At 63.5% G+C, this 20,654-nt stretch carries 18 protein-coding genes; 14 read left to right on the top strand and 4 right to left on the bottom strand.

The window, feature by feature from the left end:
• The first annotated feature begins 602 nt into the window (after positions 1-602).
• Entirely contained in the window at positions 603-1,427 is an 825-nt protein-coding gene (locus AC59GX_RS20140; RefSeq protein ID WP_497302438.1) for a chromate resistance protein ChrB domain-containing protein, read from the top strand.
• A complete protein-coding gene (chrA, locus tag AC59GX_RS20145) occupies positions 1,424-2,821 on the top strand; it encodes a chromate efflux transporter (protein ID WP_497302439.1) in 1,398 nt (465 codons plus the stop codon). Before AC59GX_RS20140 ends, chrA begins: the two co-directional genes overlap by 4 nt.
• A gap of 310 nt (positions 2,822-3,131) precedes the next feature.
• Here chrA and AC59GX_RS20150 read toward each other — a convergent pair whose 3' ends face one another.
• Positions 3,132-3,989 carry a LysR substrate-binding domain-containing protein gene (locus AC59GX_RS20150; protein WP_497302440.1) on the bottom strand — a complete coding sequence of 286 codons (858 nt, stop codon included), beginning with the start codon at positions 3,987-3,989 and terminating at the stop codon, positions 3,132-3,134.
• Between the two features lie 115 nt (positions 3,990-4,104).
• On the opposite strand from AC59GX_RS20150, the gene AC59GX_RS20155 reads away from it, so the two are divergent.
• From AC59GX_RS20155 to AC59GX_RS20195, 9 genes are all read left to right on the top strand, one after another.
• Positions 4,105-4,914 (top strand): ABC transporter permease, encoded by an 810-nt coding sequence (locus tag AC59GX_RS20155; protein WP_277984201.1) that lies wholly within the window; start codon positions 4,105-4,107, stop codon positions 4,912-4,914.
• Positions 4,911-5,669 (top strand): ABC transporter ATP-binding protein, encoded by a 759-nt coding sequence (locus AC59GX_RS20160; protein ID WP_497302441.1) that lies wholly within the window; start codon positions 4,911-4,913, stop codon positions 5,667-5,669. The genes AC59GX_RS20155 and AC59GX_RS20160 overlap by 4 nt, the downstream gene beginning before the upstream one ends.
• 27 nt (positions 5,670-5,696) lie before the next feature.
• Positions 5,697-6,809: an LLM class flavin-dependent oxidoreductase gene (locus tag AC59GX_RS20165; protein ID WP_497302442.1), complete on the top strand. Its 1,113-nt coding sequence runs from the start codon at positions 5,697-5,699 to the stop codon at positions 6,807-6,809.
• Positions 6,806-7,402: a cysteine dioxygenase family protein gene (locus AC59GX_RS20170; protein ID WP_497302443.1), complete on the top strand. Its 597-nt coding sequence runs from the start codon at positions 6,806-6,808 to the stop codon at positions 7,400-7,402. The genes AC59GX_RS20165 and AC59GX_RS20170 overlap by 4 nt, the downstream gene beginning before the upstream one ends.
• Positions 7,399-8,634: a rhodanese-like domain-containing protein gene (locus AC59GX_RS20175; protein ID WP_497302444.1), complete on the top strand. Its 1,236-nt coding sequence runs from the start codon at positions 7,399-7,401 to the stop codon at positions 8,632-8,634. The genes AC59GX_RS20170 and AC59GX_RS20175 overlap by 4 nt, the downstream gene beginning before the upstream one ends.
• A 10-nt stretch (positions 8,635-8,644) precedes the next feature.
• Positions 8,645-9,289, top strand: a complete 645-nt coding sequence (locus AC59GX_RS20180; protein ID WP_497302445.1) for a glutathione S-transferase family protein — start codon at positions 8,645-8,647, stop codon at positions 9,287-9,289.
• A gap of 150 nt (positions 9,290-9,439) precedes the next feature.
• Positions 9,440-11,818, top strand: coding sequence for a TonB-dependent receptor (locus AC59GX_RS20185; RefSeq protein ID WP_497302446.1), 2,379 nt, complete (start codon positions 9,440-9,442; stop codon positions 11,816-11,818).
• Positions 11,819-11,850: 32 nt separating this feature from the next.
• Positions 11,851-12,780 (top strand): ABC transporter substrate-binding protein, encoded by a 930-nt coding sequence (locus AC59GX_RS20190; RefSeq protein WP_497302447.1) that lies wholly within the window; start codon positions 11,851-11,853, stop codon positions 12,778-12,780.
• 20 nt (positions 12,781-12,800) lie between these two features.
• Positions 12,801-14,144, top strand: a complete 1,344-nt coding sequence (locus AC59GX_RS20195; protein WP_497302448.1) for an LLM class flavin-dependent oxidoreductase — start codon at positions 12,801-12,803, stop codon at positions 14,142-14,144.
• A gap of 274 nt (positions 14,145-14,418) precedes the next feature.
• Here the strand turns inward: AC59GX_RS20195 and AC59GX_RS20200 are convergent, their stop codons facing one another.
• Positions 14,419-14,844: a GlcG/HbpS family heme-binding protein gene (locus AC59GX_RS20200; RefSeq protein ID WP_497302449.1), complete on the bottom strand. Its 426-nt coding sequence runs from the start codon at positions 14,842-14,844 to the stop codon at positions 14,419-14,421.
• A 265-nt stretch (positions 14,845-15,109) separates the two neighbouring features.
• On the opposite strand from AC59GX_RS20200, the gene AC59GX_RS20205 reads away from it, so the two are divergent.
• From AC59GX_RS20205 to AC59GX_RS20215, 3 genes are all read left to right on the top strand, one after another.
• Positions 15,110-15,985, top strand: coding sequence for a TauD/TfdA dioxygenase family protein (locus AC59GX_RS20205; protein WP_497302450.1), 876 nt, complete (start codon positions 15,110-15,112; stop codon positions 15,983-15,985).
• Positions 15,982-17,286 (top strand): MFS transporter, encoded by a 1,305-nt coding sequence (locus tag AC59GX_RS20210; RefSeq protein ID WP_497302451.1) that lies wholly within the window; start codon positions 15,982-15,984, stop codon positions 17,284-17,286. The genes AC59GX_RS20205 and AC59GX_RS20210 overlap by 4 nt, the downstream gene beginning before the upstream one ends.
• Before the next feature lie 176 nt (positions 17,287-17,462).
• Positions 17,463-18,032, top strand: a complete 570-nt coding sequence (locus AC59GX_RS20215; RefSeq protein WP_497302452.1) for an alpha/beta hydrolase — start codon at positions 17,463-17,465, stop codon at positions 18,030-18,032.
• A 617-nt stretch (positions 18,033-18,649) separates the two neighbouring features.
• Here AC59GX_RS20215 and AC59GX_RS20220 read toward each other — a convergent pair.
• The gene (locus tag AC59GX_RS20220) at positions 18,650-19,153 is read right to left on the bottom strand and encodes a DUF4262 domain-containing protein (protein ID WP_497302453.1); all 504 of its coding nucleotides are present in this window, start codon (positions 19,151-19,153) and stop codon (positions 18,650-18,652) included.
• A gap of 1,090 nt (positions 19,154-20,243) precedes the next feature.
• A complete protein-coding gene (locus AC59GX_RS20225; protein WP_497302454.1) occupies positions 20,244-20,435 on the bottom strand; it encodes a hypothetical protein in 192 nt (63 codons plus the stop codon).
• Positions 20,436-20,654: the final 219 nt, after the last annotated feature.

Below are 20,654 nucleotides of genomic sequence, written 5' to 3' on the forward strand. Positions count from 1 at the left end.
AGCCGCCGCCCACATGTCCCTTCATCTTAACCTACAATGTCAAAGAGCCGACAAAAATACCGACACTCGCATAACCCTCTCTTCCGAGAAAGCTTGGAGCATCTGGTTTTTTGCGACCGCCGCGGTAGCCGGTGAGGCCGTCCGCTGCGGTTCGACGTATCTATGAGAGCATCCTCGGGACGTCAACCGAGTATTTTCAAAAATACTGGATCGCGAACCTGTCGGCCTGATTTCATCGGAAACGCCGCTGATAGCTGGCGAGAACGCTACCGGTCGGCCACAACGTGAATTAGCCATTTCGACCCATACCCGGACATTCGAGCACCCTTCCCCACTTTCCAACTTCAGACACTCATTCATCTTCGCGCGGACCGCTATCAACGTCCGATTTTCCAGCATGAAACGTCGTGATGCAGAGGAGATGGAACCGTCTGCTTACGGAAGGACAGATGACGATCGTTAGCCGCGTGTCTGAACCAGACGGCGTACCTGCGATTGACAAGTGCTGCACGGCATGGCTGATTACAGGCATGGGGATCGCGATCTCCCCACGAGGCGTCAGCTGAAGAATCGCGTCCAGCTCAACATGCCAAGGACGCGTCATGCCTGCTCACAACGCTATTACTCCAGATAAGCTATGCCGCCTCGTTGCGCTGCCTGGATCTCCGCGCATCATCGACCTTCGCGATACCCCGCCCGAAGCAATACCCGGCTCTCTTTTCCGCGTTGATGACGATCCGAGCCGCTGGATCGATGACAGTCGGCGTACCATGGTCGTCGTGGACGCAGATGGCAGAGGCAAAGCCGTGTCGGCTGCAGCGATCTTGCGAAGCGAAGGCAAACCGGCCGAAGTGCTGGAAGGCGGGTTCGCTGCGTGGACGGCAGCCGGACTGCCGACGGTATCACTGGCTCATTTGCCGGAAAGGCACGCGGACGGTCGAACCTGGTGGGTCACACGCGCGAGACCCAAGGTCGATCGTATCGCTTGCCCATGGTTGATCCGTCGGTTCGTGGATCCGGAAGCGCGCTTCCTGTTCGTAGCACCGGGGGAAGTGTTGGCCGTCGCCGAACAGCAGAGCGCCGAGCCCTTCGACGTTGCCGATGAGGGCGTGTTTTGGAGCCATCGCGGGGAACGCTGCACCTTCGACGTGATGGTGGAAGCCTTTGGCCTTGGCACGCATGAACCACTGGTAAGGCTGGCATCGATCGTCCGCGGCGCGGATACCGATCGCCCCGACGTAGCTCCGGAAGCTGCTGGCCTGCTGGCCATCTCGCTCGGCCTGTCCCGCATGCACAGCGACGATCACGAACAGCTCGAAGCCGGCATGGCGATCTACGATGCTCTTTACCGCTGGTGCCGTGACGCCCAGACCGAAAAGCACAATTGGACCTCACACCAGCCTTCGCGCGTCAAGGTGCAGCCATGAACGCGGCGACGGCGGAAGCCGCGCTGCTAGCCCGCCCCGAACCGGTGACGCTTCGTCAGGCATTCTGGGTCTGGTTGCGCATTGCCATGCTGTCGTTCGGAGGCCCGGCCGGACAGATTGCCGTAATGCACCGTATCCTCGTCGATGAGAAACGGTGGATCGGCGAGCAGCGGTTCCTGCACGCGCTGAACTACTGCATGCTGTTGCCAGGACCGGAAGCGCAGCAGCTTGCCACGTACATCGGCTGGCTGATGCACAAGACGAAGGGCGGTATCGTCGCCGGTGTCCTGTTCGTTATTCCGGGCGCGATCGCGATCATGGCGCTGAGCTGGGTCTACGTCCTCTATGGACGGGTCGGCATCGTCTCCGCGCTATTCTTCGGCCTGAAAGCGGCGGTTCTGGCCGTCGTGCTACAAGCGGTGGTTCGGATCGGCGGACGCGCGTTTAAATCAACGGCATCCCGGTTGCTTGCCGCTATCGCGTTCATCCTGATCTTCTTTCTTGGCGCACCGTTTCCCCTCATCGTGCTCGGCGCCGGCCTGATCGGATGGTGGTCGGGTCGCCAAGGCCACACGGCGTTTCAAGGCGGCGGACATGGCGCGGCGAAGGGCGCAACCGTCGCCGATGCCGATACGCTGCTGGGCGATGATCTGCCCGCACATGCTCGGCCGACTTGGCGAGAGACAGTATGGACCGCACTGGTCTGGCTTGCCTTATGGCTGCTGCCAGTGGCGGCGTTGCTCATTACACTTGGCCCCGACGACGTGTTGAGCCGCATCGCGACCTTCTTCTCGACCATGGCAATGGTGACGTTTGGCGGGGCCTATGCGGTCCTCGCCTATGTCGCGCAGCAGACTGTCGAGAACTATGGCTGGCTCAGGCCGAAAGAGATGCTCGATGGGCTCGGCATGGCAGAGACCACGCCGGGGCCGCTGATCATGGTCCTCCAGTTCGTCGGCTTTCTGGGCGCCTACCGCGCGCCCGGGACGCTCTCACCGCTACTGGCGGGAACGCTCGGCGGGTTGCTCGCGACGTGGGTGACGTTCGTACCCTGCTTCCTTTGGATCTTCCTGGGAGCACCCTTTATCGAACGTCTGCGCGGAGACATCGCGGTCGCCGCTGCCCTGTCAGCGATTACCGCCGCGGTGGTCGGCGTGGTCCTGAACCTCGCGGTCTGGTTCGCGCTGCACACGTTGTTTCGCGAGACAGCGATAGTGGCGATTGGGCCTGTGCGCTTCGATGCGCCGATACTTGCCAGCATCGATCCGGGGGCATCGTTGCTTGCCGTAGGGGCGGCAGTGGCAGTGTTCGTTCTGCGTGCCAACGTCATCGTCACGCTGCTCGCCACCTCGGCTGCCGGGATCATCCTTCACTTTCTCGGTCTGGTCGCCTGACGGCGGCCCGCTCGATAATGGCAAGATGGATCGGGTATGCCGGCAATCATGCTGATTGCGTTCAAGAATCAAACTGGCTTCTCGTTGCCCATCATATCGAGCATCGTCTGATAGCTTGGCCTCGCGTGAGGGAATTGCGGCAGGAAGCGGCCGCAGGAGGCCCATAACCGGTCGTTCGAAGGCAATAATCGCGACCCCGAGTCTGGCCGTCCATTCATGATAGGAAACGGTAGCATATTAGCTGGCGGCCGTTCGAATGACCCCAAGAACGGACACGATTGCTAGAATCCGTAAAGGGTCGATCGTCAAATCAATGGGGTGAGAGGTCGAGCACGTCGATATCGTTCACGCGTTTCGAGATCAGCTCACAGAGGTTAATCAACGCAGGCGCGAGTCTTTCGCGCTTGTGCAGGACATAAGAGACAGATGGCAGGGGCGGCAACGCTGGTCCGGCAATCTCGTGAAGGCCGCCGAACAGGTCAGTTCGGCAGGTAATGCCGACACCGCCGCGCACTGCGGCGCGCAGTACCGAGAGGCTCGGCGTCTCAACCACCAGCTGGTACGAGCGGCCGGCCGCTTCCAGTGCCGCGATCGCCGCGTCGCGAAAACGACAGGGTCGCTCGAGGACCGCAAGCGGGATCGTGTCCCGCACAGGGAGCCCCGCATTGCCGAACCAGCGCATCGGTTCCTCGCGGATCGCCGCGGGGTCGCCCGCCACGCCCATGCCCAGAATCACGTCGAGCCGGTCGCTCTCCAGGAGATCGACCAGTTGCGGGGTTCCGCCGACACGCACCTCCAGCCGAACGTCCGGATGCAGCGCAACGAGCTGAGCGAGCAGACCCTCCAACAACGTCTCGGCGAAATCCTGTACGAAGCCGATCCGCACCGGGCCGCCCAGTGCCTCGCCGGTGAGCGTCGCGACGATGCGATCGTTGAGCGCCAGCATCTCGCGCGCGAGGATCAATACGTCATCACCCTGCGTGGTCAGCACGAGCCGCCGCCCTTCCCGCCGGAACAGCGGGATCTGAAGCAGTTCCTCCAAGCGCTTGATCTGCAAGCTGATCGCGGGCTGGCTGAGGAAGACGCGTTCCGATGCACGCAGCATCGATCCGCCGTCGACCACCGCCACGAAACTGCGCAAGACATCGACGGGGAGATTGAGGGCCATGACGCCCTTATAAGCTCAACCAATCAGGCACGTGAGCAAATCTATATTGATTGGATAGGAGTTAAGCTGTCCTTTGTCGTCAGCCCGCTGGCATGCCGCCGGCGCTGGAGACGACATGGCCACGATCCTGCCCCATGACGACGCGCGACGGCCGCTTCTGACGCGCATCGGCGGTGCACGCTGGGTGTCGCCGCTGGTCCTTTTGTTGCTGTGGGAAGTCGGCGCGCGGACGGGCCTGATCCCGGCACGGACCCTTGCGGCCCCCTCGGCGGTGCTGGCGACGATGGGCGAGATGATCGCGTCGGGCGAGCTCGGTCACAACGTGCTCGTGTCGCTCGGTCGTGCGGGCGTCGGATTGGCGATCGGCGTGCTCGTCGGCGGCCTGCTGGCGGTCGTCGCCGGACTTTCCCGCCGCGGCGAAGCGGCGATCGACTCGCCGGTCCAGATGCTGCGGACCTTGCCGACCCTGGCGCTGACGCCGTTGTTCATCGTCTGGTTCGGGATCGGCGAGACGCCCAAGATCGTGCTGATCGCGGTCGCGACGACGTTCCCGGTCTACCTCAACCTCTATAACGGCATCCGCGGCGTCGATGCGCGGCTGATCGAGGCGGCACGCGCATTCGGCCTGTCGCGGGGCCAGATCGTCCGCCACGTCGTATTGCCCGGCGCCCTGCCCTCGCTGCTGGTCGGCTTGCGCTACGCCTTGTCGATATCGGTGCTGATCCTCGTCGTCGCCGAACAGATCAACGCGGCGTCCGGCCTCGGCTACCTCATCAACAACGCGCGCGATTTCATGCGGACCGACATCATCGTCGTCTGCCTGATGGTCTACGCCGCGCTCGGTCTTGGCGCCGATGCAGCGGTCCGATTGATCGAGCGACGCTCGCTCGCCTGGCGCCCGACGATCCTGGAGGCTCGCTCATGACCGCACCGATCCCATTCCCCACACGCCCGCAGCCGGTCGTCGCGTTGCGCGGCTTCACCCGCCGGTTCGGCAGCAACACCGTCATCGACGCGCTCGACCTGGAGATTGCAGAGGGCGAATTCGTCGCGCTGCTGGGCCGCAGCGGATCGGGCAAGACCACCCTGTTGCGCACGCTCGCCGGGCTCGACGGCCCGAGCGAAGGCGAGGTCCGCGTACCCACGTCCCGCGCGGTAGTGTTCCAGGATGCCGGGCTGCTGCCGTGGCAGCGGGTCTGGCGGAACGTGATGCTCGGCCTCGGCGGTCGCGATGCACGCGAGCGCGCGGAGAAAGCGCTGGCGGAAGTCGGGCTCGATCACCGCGCCGATGCCTGGCCGCTGACGTTGTCGGGCGGCGAGGCGCAGCGTGCGGCGCTTGCCCGTGCGCTGGTCCGCGAGCCGAAGGTCCTGTTGCTCGACGAGCCGTTCGCCGCGCTCGACGCGCTGACCCGGATCCAGATGCATGACCTCGTACTCGGCCTTTGGCGGCGTCACCGTCCCGCCGTCCTGCTGATCACGCACGACATCGACGAGGCGATCGCTTTGGCCGACCGCGTGCTGGTGCTCGACGGTGGCCGTATCGTCGCGGAGGAACGGATCGCCGACGCACGGCCCCGCGCACCCGACCCAGGTCTCCGACACCGGCTGCTCGCCCGCCTCGGCGTCGCGCCTGCTTCGCCACCGGCCGTGCAGGACGAATGGGCCCAGGCCGCCGAATAATCCGCTTTTCCTTAAAGGAGTTTAGCCATGAGCCACCATCCCGACGCGCTCGAAATCCTCGGCATGATCTCGACCAACTATGCCTCCGAGACGCATGCGCCGACCGGCCCGCAGATCGACCCGAGCTACACCGCGGCCTTTGCACTGGCGCATGAACAGGCCGGCTTCGATCGCATCCTGATCGGCTATCACAGCGCCGCACCCGACGGCTTCCAGGTCGCGGCCTATGTCGCGCAGCACACGACCAGGCTCAAGATCCTGCTCGCGCACCGGCCCGGCGTGATCCAGCCGACGGTCGCGGCACGACAGCTCGCCACGCTCGACCAGTTCAGCGGCGGGCGGCTCGCGGTGCATATCATCTCGGGCGGGTCGGACGCGGAACAGCAGCGCGATGGCGATTTCCTGACCAAGGACGAACGCTATGCACGCACCGACGACTATCTCGACGTCGTCAAGAAAACCTGGACGGAGACCATTCCGTTCGATCACGACGGCCCCTATTACCAGGTCCGCGACAGCGTTTCCGGCGTGAAGCCGCTGCAAAAGCCGCATATCCCGATTTTCTTCGGTGGCGCGTCGAATGCGGCGGTTCGTGTCGCCGGACGTCATGCCGAGACCTACGCGTTCTTCGGCGAGACGCTCGAACAGACCGCAGAAATCATCGGTCGGGTGCGCGCCAGCGCCGCCGCGAATGGCCGCCCCGCCCCAAGGTTCAGCGTGTCGTTCCGCCCGATCCTCGGCCGTACCGAGGCAGAGGCATGGAGCCGTGCCGAGCACATCCTGGCCGAGGCGACGGCGATCAAGGATGGCGGCGCGTCGCTCTTCCGCCGCGGCGGTACGCAATCCGAAGGTGCGCGGCGGCTTCTGGAAACCGCGGCGGGCGGCAAGGTGCGCGACAAGCGGCTATGGACCGAGATCGCCGAGCTGACCGGCGCTCCGGGTAATTCGACGTCGCTGGTCGACACCGGCGACCAGGTGGTCGAGGCGCTGCTCGACTATTACGACCTCGGCATCCGGACCTTCCTGTTTCGCGGCTTCGATCCGCTCGAGGATGCGATCGACTACGGCCGCAACCTGCTGCCGAAGCTGCGCGCCGCGGTCGCCGAGCGCGAACAGCCGCTGGCGGTGGCGGCGGAATGACGACTGCACACACCCAGGCGGTCGACCGGCTGGTCGCGGCGATCGAGACGATCGTCACCGACCGGGACGAAGCGACCCCGGACGAGACGATCGTCGCCCGTGTTGCGGCACCGCTCGCCGCCCTAGTCGCCACCGACGACTGGATCGATCTGACGTTCGCCGCGCCCGATCCCGACCGGTACCGCCAGTATCTGCTCCACCGCGATCCCGAAAACCGCTTCTCGGTGGTCAGTTTCGTATGGGGACCGGGACAAGCGACGCCGATCCACGATCACCGCGTCTGGGGTCTGGTCGGCGTGTTGCGCGGCGCCGAAATCGACCAGCGTTATGCGCGGTCCGACGACGGCGCGCTGGTTCCGGTCGGCGCGCCCACCCAGCTCGAGGCCGGGGCAGTCGCCACGCTGTCGCCCGACACGGGCGACATCCACCGCGTCGCCAACGCCCATGACGACCGCGTGTCGATCAGTATCCACGTCTATGGCGCGGATATCGGCACCGTCGAGCGCGCGACCTATACCGAGGCCGGTACCGCCAAGCCGTTCGTGTCCGGCTACGCTAACCCCGGCGTCGAACCCGCAAAGGTTGCCGCATGACGCCGCAGGATATCCGCCACGCCTGGCTCGCCCGCAACGAGATCGCGGTGTTCGACCTGCGCGACGAACATGCCTTTGCCAGTGGCCACCCGCTCTTCGCGGCACAGCTTCCGCCGCACCGCATCGCGGTCGAGATCGCGCGCCGGGTTCCACGCCTCGGCACGCCGATCGTCGTCTATGACGGAGAAGACGGCCTGGTCGACGCGGCGATTACCCAGCTTCACGCGCTCGGCTACACCGACGTGTCCGCGCTCGACGGCGGCCTCGCGGCCTGGGCGGCGGCAGGGTATGAACTGTTCGAGGACGTCAATTCCTACAGCAAGGCGTTCGGCGAACTAGTCGAGGCGCGACGCCACACGCCCTCGCTGCCTGCTGCCGACGTGCAGGCGCTGATCGACGAGAAGGCCGACATCGCGATCCTCGACGCGCGCCGGTTCGACGAATATGCGACGATGAGCATCCCGACCGGCACCAGCGTGCCCGGCGCCGAACTGGTGCTGCGTGCCCGCGCCGCCGCGCCCGATCCCGACACGCTGATCGTCGTCAACTGCGCAGGCCGAACCCGCAGCATCATCGGTACGCAGTCACTGATCAACGCAGGCGTCCCGAACCGGGTCGTGGCACTACGCAACGGTACGATCGGCTGGACTCTCGCCGGGCAGGCGCTCGAGCACGGCCAGAGCCGGGACGTCGTCGAAATCGCCCCCGAACAGCGCGAGGAAGCGCGCACCAACGCCCGATCCGTCGCCTATCGCGCCGGCGTCCGTCATATCGGCCCAGACGACCTGCGTGCACTTGCCGAAGACCCGGCCCGAACGCTGTACCGGTTCGACGTGCGTACGTCCGCAGAGCATGCTGCCAGTCACCCACCGGGGTTCGTCGAAGCACCGGGCGGGCAGCTCGTACAGGAAACCGACGCTTTCGCACCGGTGCGCGGCGCCCGCATCGTGCTGGCGGACGACATCGGCCCGCGCGCCGACATGACCGCATCGTGGATCGCGCAGATGGGCTGGGACGTGATGGTGCTCGACGGCGGCTTCGACGGTGACGCAGCCGACCCGCTGGAAACCGGATCGACCGCGCTCCCCCCTCGTGGGCCGGAGGGTCGGTACAAGCGCCCCTACGAAGGCACCGACAACGCGACGGCGGCGATGCAGGCCTATCTCGACTGGGAATATGGCCTGGTCGATCAGCTCGCGCGTGACGGCACGCATGGCTTCCACGTGATCTGAGGAGAATTCCATGACCATCTCGCTCTATTTTGCGCCGAACAGCTCGGCCTTCGCGCCGCTCGTCGCGCTCGAGGAGGCACGCGCCCACTACCACGCCGTGCCCGTCAGCCTTGCCGCCGGCGAGCAACACGGCGCCGCCTATCGCGCGATCAATCCGCTGGGCCGGGTCCCCACGCTCGTCGTCGACGGCACGCCGATCCCCGAGGTGATCGCTATCCTCAACTGGATCGCCGACAGCTATCCCGACACGGGATTGCTGCCCGCGGTCCCGTCCGAACGAGCACAGGCGTTTGCGTTGATGAGCTGGATCGCGAGCACGGTGCATGTCGCGCTCGCGCAGGTCCGCCGGCCCGAACGCTACGCCAACGATCCCGCGGTCCGCCAAGCGCTCGACGCGCCCGGCCGCGCGGCATTCGCCGCAGCGCTAGTCGAACTGGAAAAGCGCTCGACCGCTACCGCATCGGCCTATTTGATCGGCGACCGGTTTGGTGCGGTTGATGCGTATGCGCTGGTCGTCCGCCGCTGGGCCGACGGGCTGGGGATCGACCGCAGCAGTTTTCCGAGTTTTGCCGATCGCACCGATGCGCTGTTCGCGCGACCATCGGTGCGCCGTGCCCTCGACCGCGAGGCGCTCACTCTTGCCGCCGCTGCTTGAAAGGATGCGCATGACCGGTCCCGCTGCACCCGCCGACTAGCGCCGCCCGCCACGGCTGAGACCGACATACGATCTCGCGCAGCCGCAGCGGGGAACGGAGACGCACGTCCGATCAACGGCGGCGCTCCCAGCATTCAGACAGGGATTTCCATGCACGCTCGCCTCTTCCACTCAGCGTCTTCCAGCCTTGCGTTGCTACTCGCATTTGCTGCGTCTGCTCCTGCCCATGCCGCCGAAGAGCCGCGTGAACCGATCAAAACGGCGGCAGTAGACGCTACTTCCGACGCCGCTTCGGCAGCGCCGTCGGACGACATCGTCGTCACCGCGCGCTACAAGAACGAGACGCTGCAGACGGTGCCGATCGCGATCACCGCGCTCTCGTCGGCGCAGATCGAGGCGATCGGCGGGCAGACCAGCCTCAAGAACCTCGCAGCGTTCACCCCGAGCGTCAGTATCCAGGGATTCAGCGGCCGCAACCAGACGATCACGATCCGCGGACTGGGCACAAATTCGGGCGGCACCAACGACGGGCTCGACCAAGGCGTCGGCCTCTATATCGATGGCGTCTACCGGCCGCGCACGGGAACGGTCATCAACGACCTGCTCGACGTAGACGGCGTTCAGGTCTTGCGCGGCCCCCAAGGCACGCTGTTCGGCAAGAACACCGTGGCGGGTGCGATCGACGTACGCACCAAGCTGCCGACCTTCGCGCCGGAGTTCGCGTCGGACATCACCTACGGCAACTACAACTACATGCGCGCCCAGGCGTCCGCATCGGGCGGGCTGACCGACACGCTCGCGATCCGCCTCAGCGGCCTCGTCAGCGCGCGCGATGGGCTGGTCTACAACACGACACAGCACAAGGACTGGGACAATTACGAGAACGTCGCAGTCAAGGCCGACCTGTTGTGGAAGCCTAGCAACGCGCTGACCTTCCGGCTGACCGGCGACTATGCGCGCCAGACCGGCAACATGGGCTTTTATCTGTCGGGTCAGGTGCTCCCCACAACGCTCGCCAACGGCGCCGCGGTCAAGGGCTTCTATCAGCATGCGGCCGAGGTCGGTTACGCGCCGATCGCCGTCGATCCGTACCAGCGCCAGACCGACATCAACGGGTCGCAGGCGATCCAGATGCCGAGTGGCGGTGTCACCGCGCGGATCGACGCGACACTTGGCGGCCATACGTTGACCTCCATCACCGCCGGACGCTTCTGGAAGTGGATTCCGAACTGGGACGGCGACCAGTTCGGCGCCGACGTCCTCGGCCAGGCGACGGTCGCCACCGACCAGAAACAGTTCAGCCAGGAACTCCGCCTCACCTCGCCCAGCGGCGGGAAGCTCGAATACACCGCCGGCCTGTATTATTTCTGGCAAAAGGCCGATCTGACGCAGGAGCTATCGTTCAAGAAGGACGCTGCGAAATGGTATCTCGGGGCCGCCGCACCCGACGCGCTGCTGAACGGCCTCGATACCTTCAGCTATCTCGATCCCTCGACCAACAGCTATGCCGCCTATGGCCAGGCGACGTGGCACGTCACGTCGAGCACCAGCGTGACCGGCGGGCTGCGCTACACCTACGAGAAGAAGGCCGGCAGCTACGACGCCGTGCAGGTCGGCACGGTCGCGCCGATTTCGAGCCTGCCGGTCGCATATCAGGCGACTGCGGCGGCGATCCGTGCGGCGTATGCGCCGTCGGGCGGTGCCTATGACGCGAGCCGGTCCAAGGGGACGTTATCGTGGCTGCTCAGCGCCAACCAGGACATCGGCGACGACGCCCACGCCTATGCCAGCTATTCGCGTGGCTATAAATCGGCCGGCATCAATCTCGTTCGCAAGAACGCCGGTATCAACATCTTCGTCGAACCGGAAAAGGTCAACGCGTACGAAGTCGGCCTGAAGACGCAGTTCTTTGGCCGCCGCGTACAGTTCAACACCGCGCTGTTCTGGACGATCGACCAGAACTACCAGGCCAATCTGTACGACGTGTCGAACCGGATCAGCTATCTTGGCAATGCCGGCAAGGTACGCAGCCGCGGCGTCGAGGTCGACCTTCGCGCGAGCGTCACCCGCGGGCTGACGCTGAGTGGTTCAGCCAGCTTCACCGACGCCAAATACGTTCGCTACACCAACGCGATCTGCCCGTTCCTCCAGTCCTACCAGACGTCGTGCGACATTTCCGGCCAGCGCCTGTCCGGCACGTCGAAATGGGCGGGTGCGGTGCAGGCTCGGTACGAGGCCCCGCTCGGCGACACACTGGTCGGTTATACCGCAGCCGACGCCACCTATCGTTCGACGTTCTACTCCGCGGTGAACGACGATCCGTTCTCGCGCATCAAGGGCTATGCGCTGGTCGGCGCGCAGGTCGGACTACGCGCCGCGAACGGTCCGTGGGACGTCTCGATCTGGGGCCGCAACCTGTTCGACAAGGACTATCTGCTCACCTCCACGGTCAACGCGACCTGGGGCATCACGCAGGTCGGCGTCGGCGAACCGCGCACCTACGGCCTCACGCTGCGCACGCGTTTCTGACCGTGCCTTCTTCCCTGACCAAGGATATCGCCATGCTTCACACATTGCTGACCCGCCGCACCGCGCTGGCGATCGGCGGCGCCGGACTGCTGGCCGCCTGCACCAAGGCGGCGGCCAAGACGCTGGTGATCGGCGACCAGCGCGGAGGGGTCCAGGCGCTGCTTGCCGCCTCGGGCGAACTCAAGGACGTGCCGTACCCGATCGAATGGGCGCAATTTCCCAACGCGGCCCCGCTGATCGAGGCACTGGCGGCCGGGGCCATCGATACCGGCGTGGGCGGCGATGCTCCGTTCATCTTCAGCCTACAGTCGAATGCCGGCGTGAAGGCGATCGCCGCGTTCCGCTCCAGGGGTCCGTCGACCACGATCCTGGTTCCGGGCAAATCGCCAATCCGGGACTTCGCCGGCCTGATCGGCAAGCGCGTCGCGACGCCGCGCGGGTCGATCGGCCATCATCTGCTGCTCGCCGGGCTGCAACGGCTCGGCAAGCCGTTCGACGCGATCGACATCAAGTTCCTTTCGCCGGCCGACGGTCGCGCCGCGCTGACCAGCGGGTCGGTCGATGCGTGGTCGATCTGGGATCCCTACGCGGCGATCGGCGAGCTGAGCGATGGCCTGCGCATCCTTCCAGTGGACCGCGACCTGGCGCCGGGGATCGGCTTCGTGTTCGGTACCGAAAGCGCATTGCGCGACAAGCGTGCGCAACTGACCGATCTCGTCGCGCGCTTTACCCGCGCGCGTCGTTGGGCCGAAATGCACCGCGAGGCCTATGCGCAGATGCTGACGCAGCAGACTGGCGTGCCGATCGCGGCGACGCAGCGCTACATCAACCGCAGCGTCAACGTGCCCGTGCCGATCGATGCCAGGCTGATCGCCGAGGAACAGGGCATCGCCGACCTGTTCCACACCGCCGGGTTGCTTGCCAAGCCCGTCCAGGTCGCCCCGCATCTCGCGCAACTGTAACCAACGCCAAGGATCTTTCGATGACCAAGCGACAATTGAAGCTCGGGCTGGTGACGACCGGCGTGGGTGGCCCCGGCGACAGCAACCGGTGGCTCGATCCCGAGATCCCCGTCGATGCGAGCGTAAACATCGACTGGTACATCGATATCGTCCACCAGGCGGAGGCGGCGAAGTTCGACCTCGTCTTCATCGTCGACAGCCAGTTCATCACCGCCGACTCCCCTCCGCATTACCTCAACCGGCTGGAGCCACTGACGCTGCTCTCCGCGCTGGCCGTCGCGACGAGCCATATCGGGCTCGTCGGCACGCTGACGACCTCGTACAACGACCCGTATAATCTCGCCCGCCGCCTCGCCTCGCTCGACCTGATCAGCAAGGGCCGCGCCGGATGGAACGTGGTGACAACCGGCGATGCCGGCACCGCCGGCAATTACGGTCGCGACGAGCATTATGATTACGCGACGCGTTACGGCCGCGCTTTCGAATATCTCGACGTGGTGCGGGGACTTTGGCGGTCGTACGAAGACGGTGCGCTAGTTCGCGATCGCGAGACACGCGTGTTCCTCGACAAGACGAAGCTGCACGCGCTTAACCACAAGGGCGAACATTTCTCCGTCCTCGGCCCGCTCAACATCCAGCGTTCACCGCAGGGCGAGCCCGTGATATTCCAGGCAGGCGATTCCGAGCAGGGCCGCGATCTTGGCGCGACGGTGGCCGACGCAATCTTCACGCACGCGAAAACGATCGAACAAGGCCAAGCCTTCTACGCGGATCTGAAGGCGCGCGCCGCCAAGCTCGGTCGCAACCCCGACGAGATCGTGATCCTGCCCGGCTTTACGATCACGGTCGGCGATACCGACGAGGATGCCCGAGCGATCCAGCGCGCCTATCGCCGCGCCGACCAGAGCTTCGAACAGGCGCTGGCCGAATTCGGTCGTGCATTCGGCTGGCATGATTTTCGCCAGTATGATCTCGACGCCCCCTTCCCGGTCGCGGTGCTCGAACATGCGAAGAACAGCTTCTTCACGCAGGCGAAATTGATCACCGCCACAGCGGTCGCACGCCAATTCTCGTTGCGCGAGACGGTCGACTTCGTTCGCGATCAGCACACCAGCCCGTTCGTCGGATCGGCCGAGACGGTGGCCACCGAGATCGCTCGCTGGTTCGAAGGCCGGGCATTCGACGGGATCAACGTCCACGCCGGCCACCCGAGTCAGTTCCGACGTTTCACACAAGAGGTCGTCCCGCTGCTTCAGCAACGCGGACTGTTTCGGTCGGATTACGAACATACTACGTTGCGAGGCAATCTCGGCCTGCCGCCGTTGACGTATTGCACTCGCTCAATCGAGACTGCCGTCGAGTAGTCTAATTGTTCTTTGTGGATGCATTCCCGGTCATCCGCGGCACCCAAGGTTTCTCGTTTTTTCGCCGTTCTGTTCAGTTAAAGATTTTCGTCCATGCCGATGGGTTGCAGCTCGCCGATTCTCAGTCGCCGTTCGTATAAAGCAGTCGCTCGGATCATCGTTGGCACGAATTCCATGGTTTAGCCCGCCAAAGCCGTTGTTCCTGACGGCAGAAGCGTAAGTTACGGACATCCCTTACGTGTAGGTAGTCGTCACCACCAGTTTGCCGATGTCATTACAAGACAGACAGTCCGGCAGCAGCGATACCTGCGAGCGCACACGCCTCGTCATTGTCGGATGTGTCGCCGGTCACGCCAACGGCCGCGATCAACTGGCCGTCTGCGTCGACGATGAGCACGCCGCCCGCCGCAGGCACGACACCGTACGGAGAGATTGGCCCGAGCGACGCGATGAACGTCGGTCGCTCGGACGCCATCTCCGCGATCTTGCGGCTTGATATGCCCAACGCGAGCGCCCCGCCCGCCTTGGCCATCGCAATCTGGGGTCGCAGCGTCGAGGCCCCGTCCTCACGCTGCAGCGCCACGAGGTGTCCGCCAGCGTCAAGCACTGCCACGCAGAGTGGCTTGAAACCAAGGTCCACCCTCCTTTGCAGCGTCGCCGTGATAATCTTGCTGGCAAGTTCGAGCGTGATGCGCACCATGCATGGTTCCTTTGTATCGACCGCTCTCCGGGACGACCGGTGATTGGCGTGAAGTTGGCCGGGATCAGGACCAATGGGGGGAATGCCTCTACTGCCTTTGGCGATCCACGCGGCGCCTGATTTGCGCCGCTTCCGCACACAAATATGTCTCGGTTGACCGGCCCAAACAAATGCTTTGCGGCCCACGTCAGCGGTCGATTGTTAAAACGGTCATGCGGCAGTCGACGATCGTCGACTGCGAACGTGCGAACATGGAGTACGGATTATGGGCGATCTTCTCGCGAGCCGACTTGGCCTCGACGTGGTCAAAACGGAAAAAGGCGTCGGCGCGGAGGTTCGGGGTATCGATCTTCGGGCGCTCGATGATCGCCAGTTCGCCGACCTGCACCAGGCTTGGCTCGACAATCTGGTCCTGCTGGTCCGCGACCAACCGTTGTCTGACGCCGATCTGATCGCGTTCAGCCGCCGGTTCGGCGACCTCGATCTGGCGCCCATCCAGGAGACCGGCCGCCGCTTCGTCGAGGGGCTGCCCGAACTCTATGTCGTCTCGAACGTAGTCGAAGACGGGGTCCCGATCGGCAGCCTCGGCAATGGCGAGGCGGTCTGGCACACCGACATGTCCTATGTAGAAGTCCCGCCCCAGGCGAGCGCGCTCTATGCCCTGGAGGTGCCATCGACGGGCGGCAATACGAGCTTCATCGATATGTACGCCGTGTACGACACTCTGCCCAATGACCTGAAGGCGCGTATTGTAGGACGCCGCGTCAAGCACGACGGCACCTACAATAGCGGTGGCTTCCTGCGTCAGGGCGTCATCCCGAGCGACGATCCCCGCGAGGCGCCGGGCAGTCTGCACCCGTTGGTCTACACCCATCCCGAGACCAGGCGCCCCGCGCTGTATCTCGGCCGCCGCCGTAATGCCTATATCGATGGTCTGGATCTGGCTGAGTCCGAGGCGTTGCTCGACGAGCTTTGGGATCATGTCGACGGCGACCGGTTTGGCTGGAGCCATCAATGGCGCAAGGGTGACCTGGTGCTGTGGGACAATCGCTGCACGATGCACCGGCGTGATGCGTTCGATCCTGCCGCACGGCGCGTGATGCACAGGACGCAGATCAAGGGGACGGGTCGACCTGCATGACGGGCCATGGCCTGAGCCGGTCCGACGCGGTCGCCCGTCACGTCCCGCGGTGGATGAGCATCCCCAACCGCATCCTCGCGGTGCTCTGCCTGATGTATCTGGTCCTTTACATCGACCGGGTGAACCTGGCGACGGTGGGCCCGCGGATGACCGCCGAACTGGGCATGAGCAACACCCAGTTCGGCCTGGCGATCTCCGCCTTTTCCTATCCATACGCACTGATCCAGCTATTCGGCGGTCGGGTCATCGACCGCTTCGGGCCGCGACGCATGCTGCTGATCTGCGGTGCGATCGTTTGCGTGACGACGGTGTTGACTGGGCTTGTCGGCGGGATGGCATCGCTGTTCGCACTACGCCTCGCGCTCGGCATTGGCGAAGGGTTCGCGTTTCCCGCCGCGACGCGCGCCATGGCGACATGGCTGCCACCGGCGCGCTGGGGCTTCGCGCAAGGGATCACGCATGCCGCGGCACGGCTCGGCAACGCGCTGACCCCGCCGCTGCTGGTAGGGTTGATGGCGCTCGTATCCTGGCGAGGGGCATTCGTGGTGCTCGGCCTTGCGAGCGCGGTCTGGGTGATCCTGTGGCTGGTGGTCGCGCGCGAGAACCCTGAACGACACCCCGGCATGTCCGACGAGGAACGCGCCGAACTGGCGCCGGCGGCGCAACAGGCTGCCACCACGCCTTCACTTCCATGGTGGCGGCTCGCGCGGCGGATCGCGCCCGTAACCGCCGTCGATTTCTGCTACGGCTGGACATTGTGGGTGTTCCTGACGTGGCTCCCCTCGTTCTTCTTCAAAAATTTCGGACTCGACCTGAAGCACTCGGCGCTGTTCTCAGGCGGTGTGCTGTTAGGTGGTGTGATCGGCGACTGGGTCGGTGGAGCAGCCAGCGATTATATTTACCGCAAGACCGGCAGCCTGCAGGCGGCGCGGCGCAACCTGATCATCGTCGGGATGGTCGGCGCCTTCGTGTTCCTCGTGCCCGTGGTCCTCACCCACGACCTGACGACGGTCGCCCTATGCCTGTCGCTGGCGTTCTTCTTCTCCGAGCTTGTGGTGGCGCCGATCTGGGCCGTCCCGATGGACATCGCGCCCCAATATGCCGGCACCGCCAGCGGCATGATGAACTTCGGCTTCGGGATCGCCGGTATCCTCTCTCCGCTAGTGTTCGGCGCGGCGGTGGACCTGACGGGAAGCTGGTCGATCCCGTTCTGCGCTTCGCTGGCGCTACTCTTGGTCGGCGCAGGCCTGTCGTTCTTCATGCACCCGGAAAGGCCGTTTCAGGCTGAGGGACCCAGATGAGTCGGAATGGGGAAAGCACCGCTTCCCAGGAGGTGGTGACATATTGCGTGAAATCTAATCGCGCTGATCTCCGCCGAAACCCGGGATAGAACGGTCTGGCGCGTATCTGAACAGCTGCGTTGCGCCGCTGACCAAGAGAGCGCAGCTTACTCGTTCACGGAAAAGGAAACCGGATTGTGTCTGTTGCTGTCCTAGATAGCCATCGGCTGACGCTCATCGCGCTCGTCCCCGACAAGGCCGTCTCTATGTTTGAGCGGTTCCGGGAGTTTCCGCGTTTCGGCGAGTCGCAGCATATCGCTGTTCGCAGCCGTACCGCTGCAGAGCGAACGGCGCTGGCGGCGCGGATCGATGCTGCCGTCTCGGCGTCCGACCGGGCCGTCATGCTCCTGGCACAGGGCAGTGCCTGCGCGGCCGCTGCGTGGTGGGCCCGACTGTCGCCGAAAGCCTATACCGCCAACGTTGCTGGCGCCCTGTTGATCGCCCCCGAAGGCACGAGCTTGCACCACCGTCATTTCGCGGCGCCGAAAATCGGTTTGCCCTTCCCATCGATCGTCGTCGGCGCCGATGACGAAGCGCAGCGCCTGGGCGTGGAATGGGGCAGTCGCCTGATCGATGGTCCGTTGCTGAACGCGGCAACGGCGCCAACCAACCGCCTGCGCGCCATAATTGAACGCTTCACCTCTGCAGTTGTCGAGCGCGACGTCGTGGCTGCGTATCGCATTATTCAGGCGATCGGAGACGCCTAGGTGCATGCCCGCCGTTACGTGAGACCGGCCGTGCGTCGGGCATCTGAGCGTCCTGTTGTAAATCGACCCACAATCAGACGCTCACGCCCCTTCCCCCGCTTCCCAACTTCGGACGTTGGTTCATCTTCGAATGACCGATTGTGAAGCCCGGCTACCCGCTCGCGAATGTCGTGATGGGGAAGGAAAGCGGAACGTCCGCTTGCGATCCACATCCGATGAAATCGACCATTGAAAGGGTATCCCAGACGTATCGGTGTTTTGCATCGCCGGGGCTCTCGATTTCCTGCCGTTTTCGGGCTGATGCGAAATCCTTGATTTTTGCATCACGAACGACCGGTTTTCTCAGTGCCAATCAATGATCGGCCAGGCGGCTCCGCGCTGAACGACGCGTCCAAAAAATCGTGACGGCTACTGCTATTGCTCGAAATGGGATGTTCGCAATGGCCTCAGTCCTACCCCGAAAGGCAGTCTCAACCACGAACGCAGCGCTCACGACGAGAAGCCAAATGACGAGAGGATGGGCAAGGAATCGACGTGACACCTCTTCTGCTAACACGCCGCCCCCGCGTGCGCTATTGAGCGAAAGCGGTATGGCCGGAATGGGAAGGAAAGCGGACTCACCCCGTAAGTGCTGACTCCCACCCATTTTCTGTAAGATCGATCTGGTCGGTTGCAAAAGCTGTGTCGAACTCCTGCTCCCATGGGAAAACGCCACTCCGATCCGGCCAAACAATCTGAAGGCATGGGAAATCGTCGCTACCGTAAAACCATCGGCTCCAGCCGAGGTGATCTCGGTAGAACCGCTTTGCCACCGGAAAGGCATAGGCAAGCAGGTTTTCAAACGCTCTATCGGTTGGCTCGCCTACCGGCAGTGGTAACCCCGCCTTAGCCTCTCGGAACAACTCCCAGAACACGTCATGGGCTATCTCACGCTTCATGCCGAACATGATCAATTCTGGCTGACCCGTGTTCACCCACAACCCCGTAGTAAACGAGAACCCCGGCCCTTCAGTGTCGCCAAACACTGCGGTATCGAACCAGCCGTGCTCTCGGACCTTGGCTACAAACACTCGCTCGGCATCATCCAGAGCTTCATCAGGCGCGTTCAGGGCGGTTCGCATGAGCGGTAGCTAACCCTCCCGCTGAACGTCCGCAATCATGAAGCGCAACAGCCATCCCGAATGACTTATTCTGGGCGGAAGCGGAATGGCCTAGATGGGGAAGGAAAGCGGGCCGTCTGCTATCAGCGAAAAAACACGGTTAGCGACCGCTTGGCCCTACTATTAACACTACGGCATTCTCCGCAGCTTCTGAAACGGGAGGGTGACGCAAAGCGCTTCTGCAGCGCCGTCCAACGCTGATTATGCCGCTTGATATGCCTTTGGCAATTAGTTCAGCACGCACAGCGTTTTGAGACTGTCTCCTAAACGACAGAGAATCAGATGTTGAACAAAGATATACTGTGCCGCCAGTTAACTGCTGAGCATCAACGGTCACTGCGACGATATCGTTCTTTTCGGCCGTCGATGCGTCATGTCGCAGATAGAATGGACCGCTCGCGATTGGATCAGCATGCACAAGCGTAGGAAGTGCCGCGAGCAGCGCAAGAGAAACTGGAGCCTTCATCGTCGCACCATCCACGATAGTACGAACGACCGCAATCAGGAGGCACCTCGATAACGTGATTGTCCGACACCAGGGGAAGCCGAATGACGGTATGGGAACCAAAGCAGACAGTCGGCCTCCGAAATCGAACAACGGTTAACTACCGTCCGCAAATCCCGCCGCCCAACGTCGAATAGCAGGTCGATCTTCCGGCATCGGGCGCTGCAGCCATGTTCCAGGATGCCAAATAAAACCTGGTTTCTTGGTATGCCTCAAACGATATTCCCACGTTCCTACGTCGCGGGGGGCGTCTGGCTCATCAGACGCGACATGAGCGAAGATCACTGATGGAAAGTTCGTGCTGATGTGTTGAAGCGATCCATAGCGACGTGCTTTATTGATAGCGTATCCATCATCGGGGCAATCGGTCTCAACGTCGAGTGTCTCCCACTCACTGTATGCTGTGATGGCGTATCGAAGTAACGGCGCTTTCATGTCCCCATTTTATTGATACATACTGAGCAATCAATGCTCGGTTTTCTGCAATTCGACAAGGTGCTCAAACGGCGACGGTTTGGCGGAGGCAGAATGGCCGGAATGGAACGGTCAGCGGAAGCTCCTTTGGCTGAAAATGTAGCCTGTCCCGGCGAGAATCGCCCAGATCATGATGGCCGGCGTGATCATGATTATGCCCGCCATCCACCAGTCAAAATCGCTCGGCGGCGCCGAGGGCAGTAGGATCATAGCGGTCGTCAGCAGAATGACCGGCGTCGATATAAGCAGTGCCAGAAGAGACAAGCGTGTCAAAGGCGACCTGACCTTCCCAAGCCAATAGCCCGCGACGGGCGGGACCAGCAGCAAGATTGCCCACGTCAATGCGGCACTGATCGTTTCAGTTATCACGCGGGCGAGAGTGCCAACAGGCGGCAATATCCGCTAGTGGGCGATTGTGTTGAAGAAGTCGGCCTCGGCGCCGGCTGGCACCGGCTTAAAATCAAGGCAAGCCTACCTGCCTTT

The sequence above is a fragment of the Sphingomonas sp. 320_CC genome, assembly GCF_059691795.1.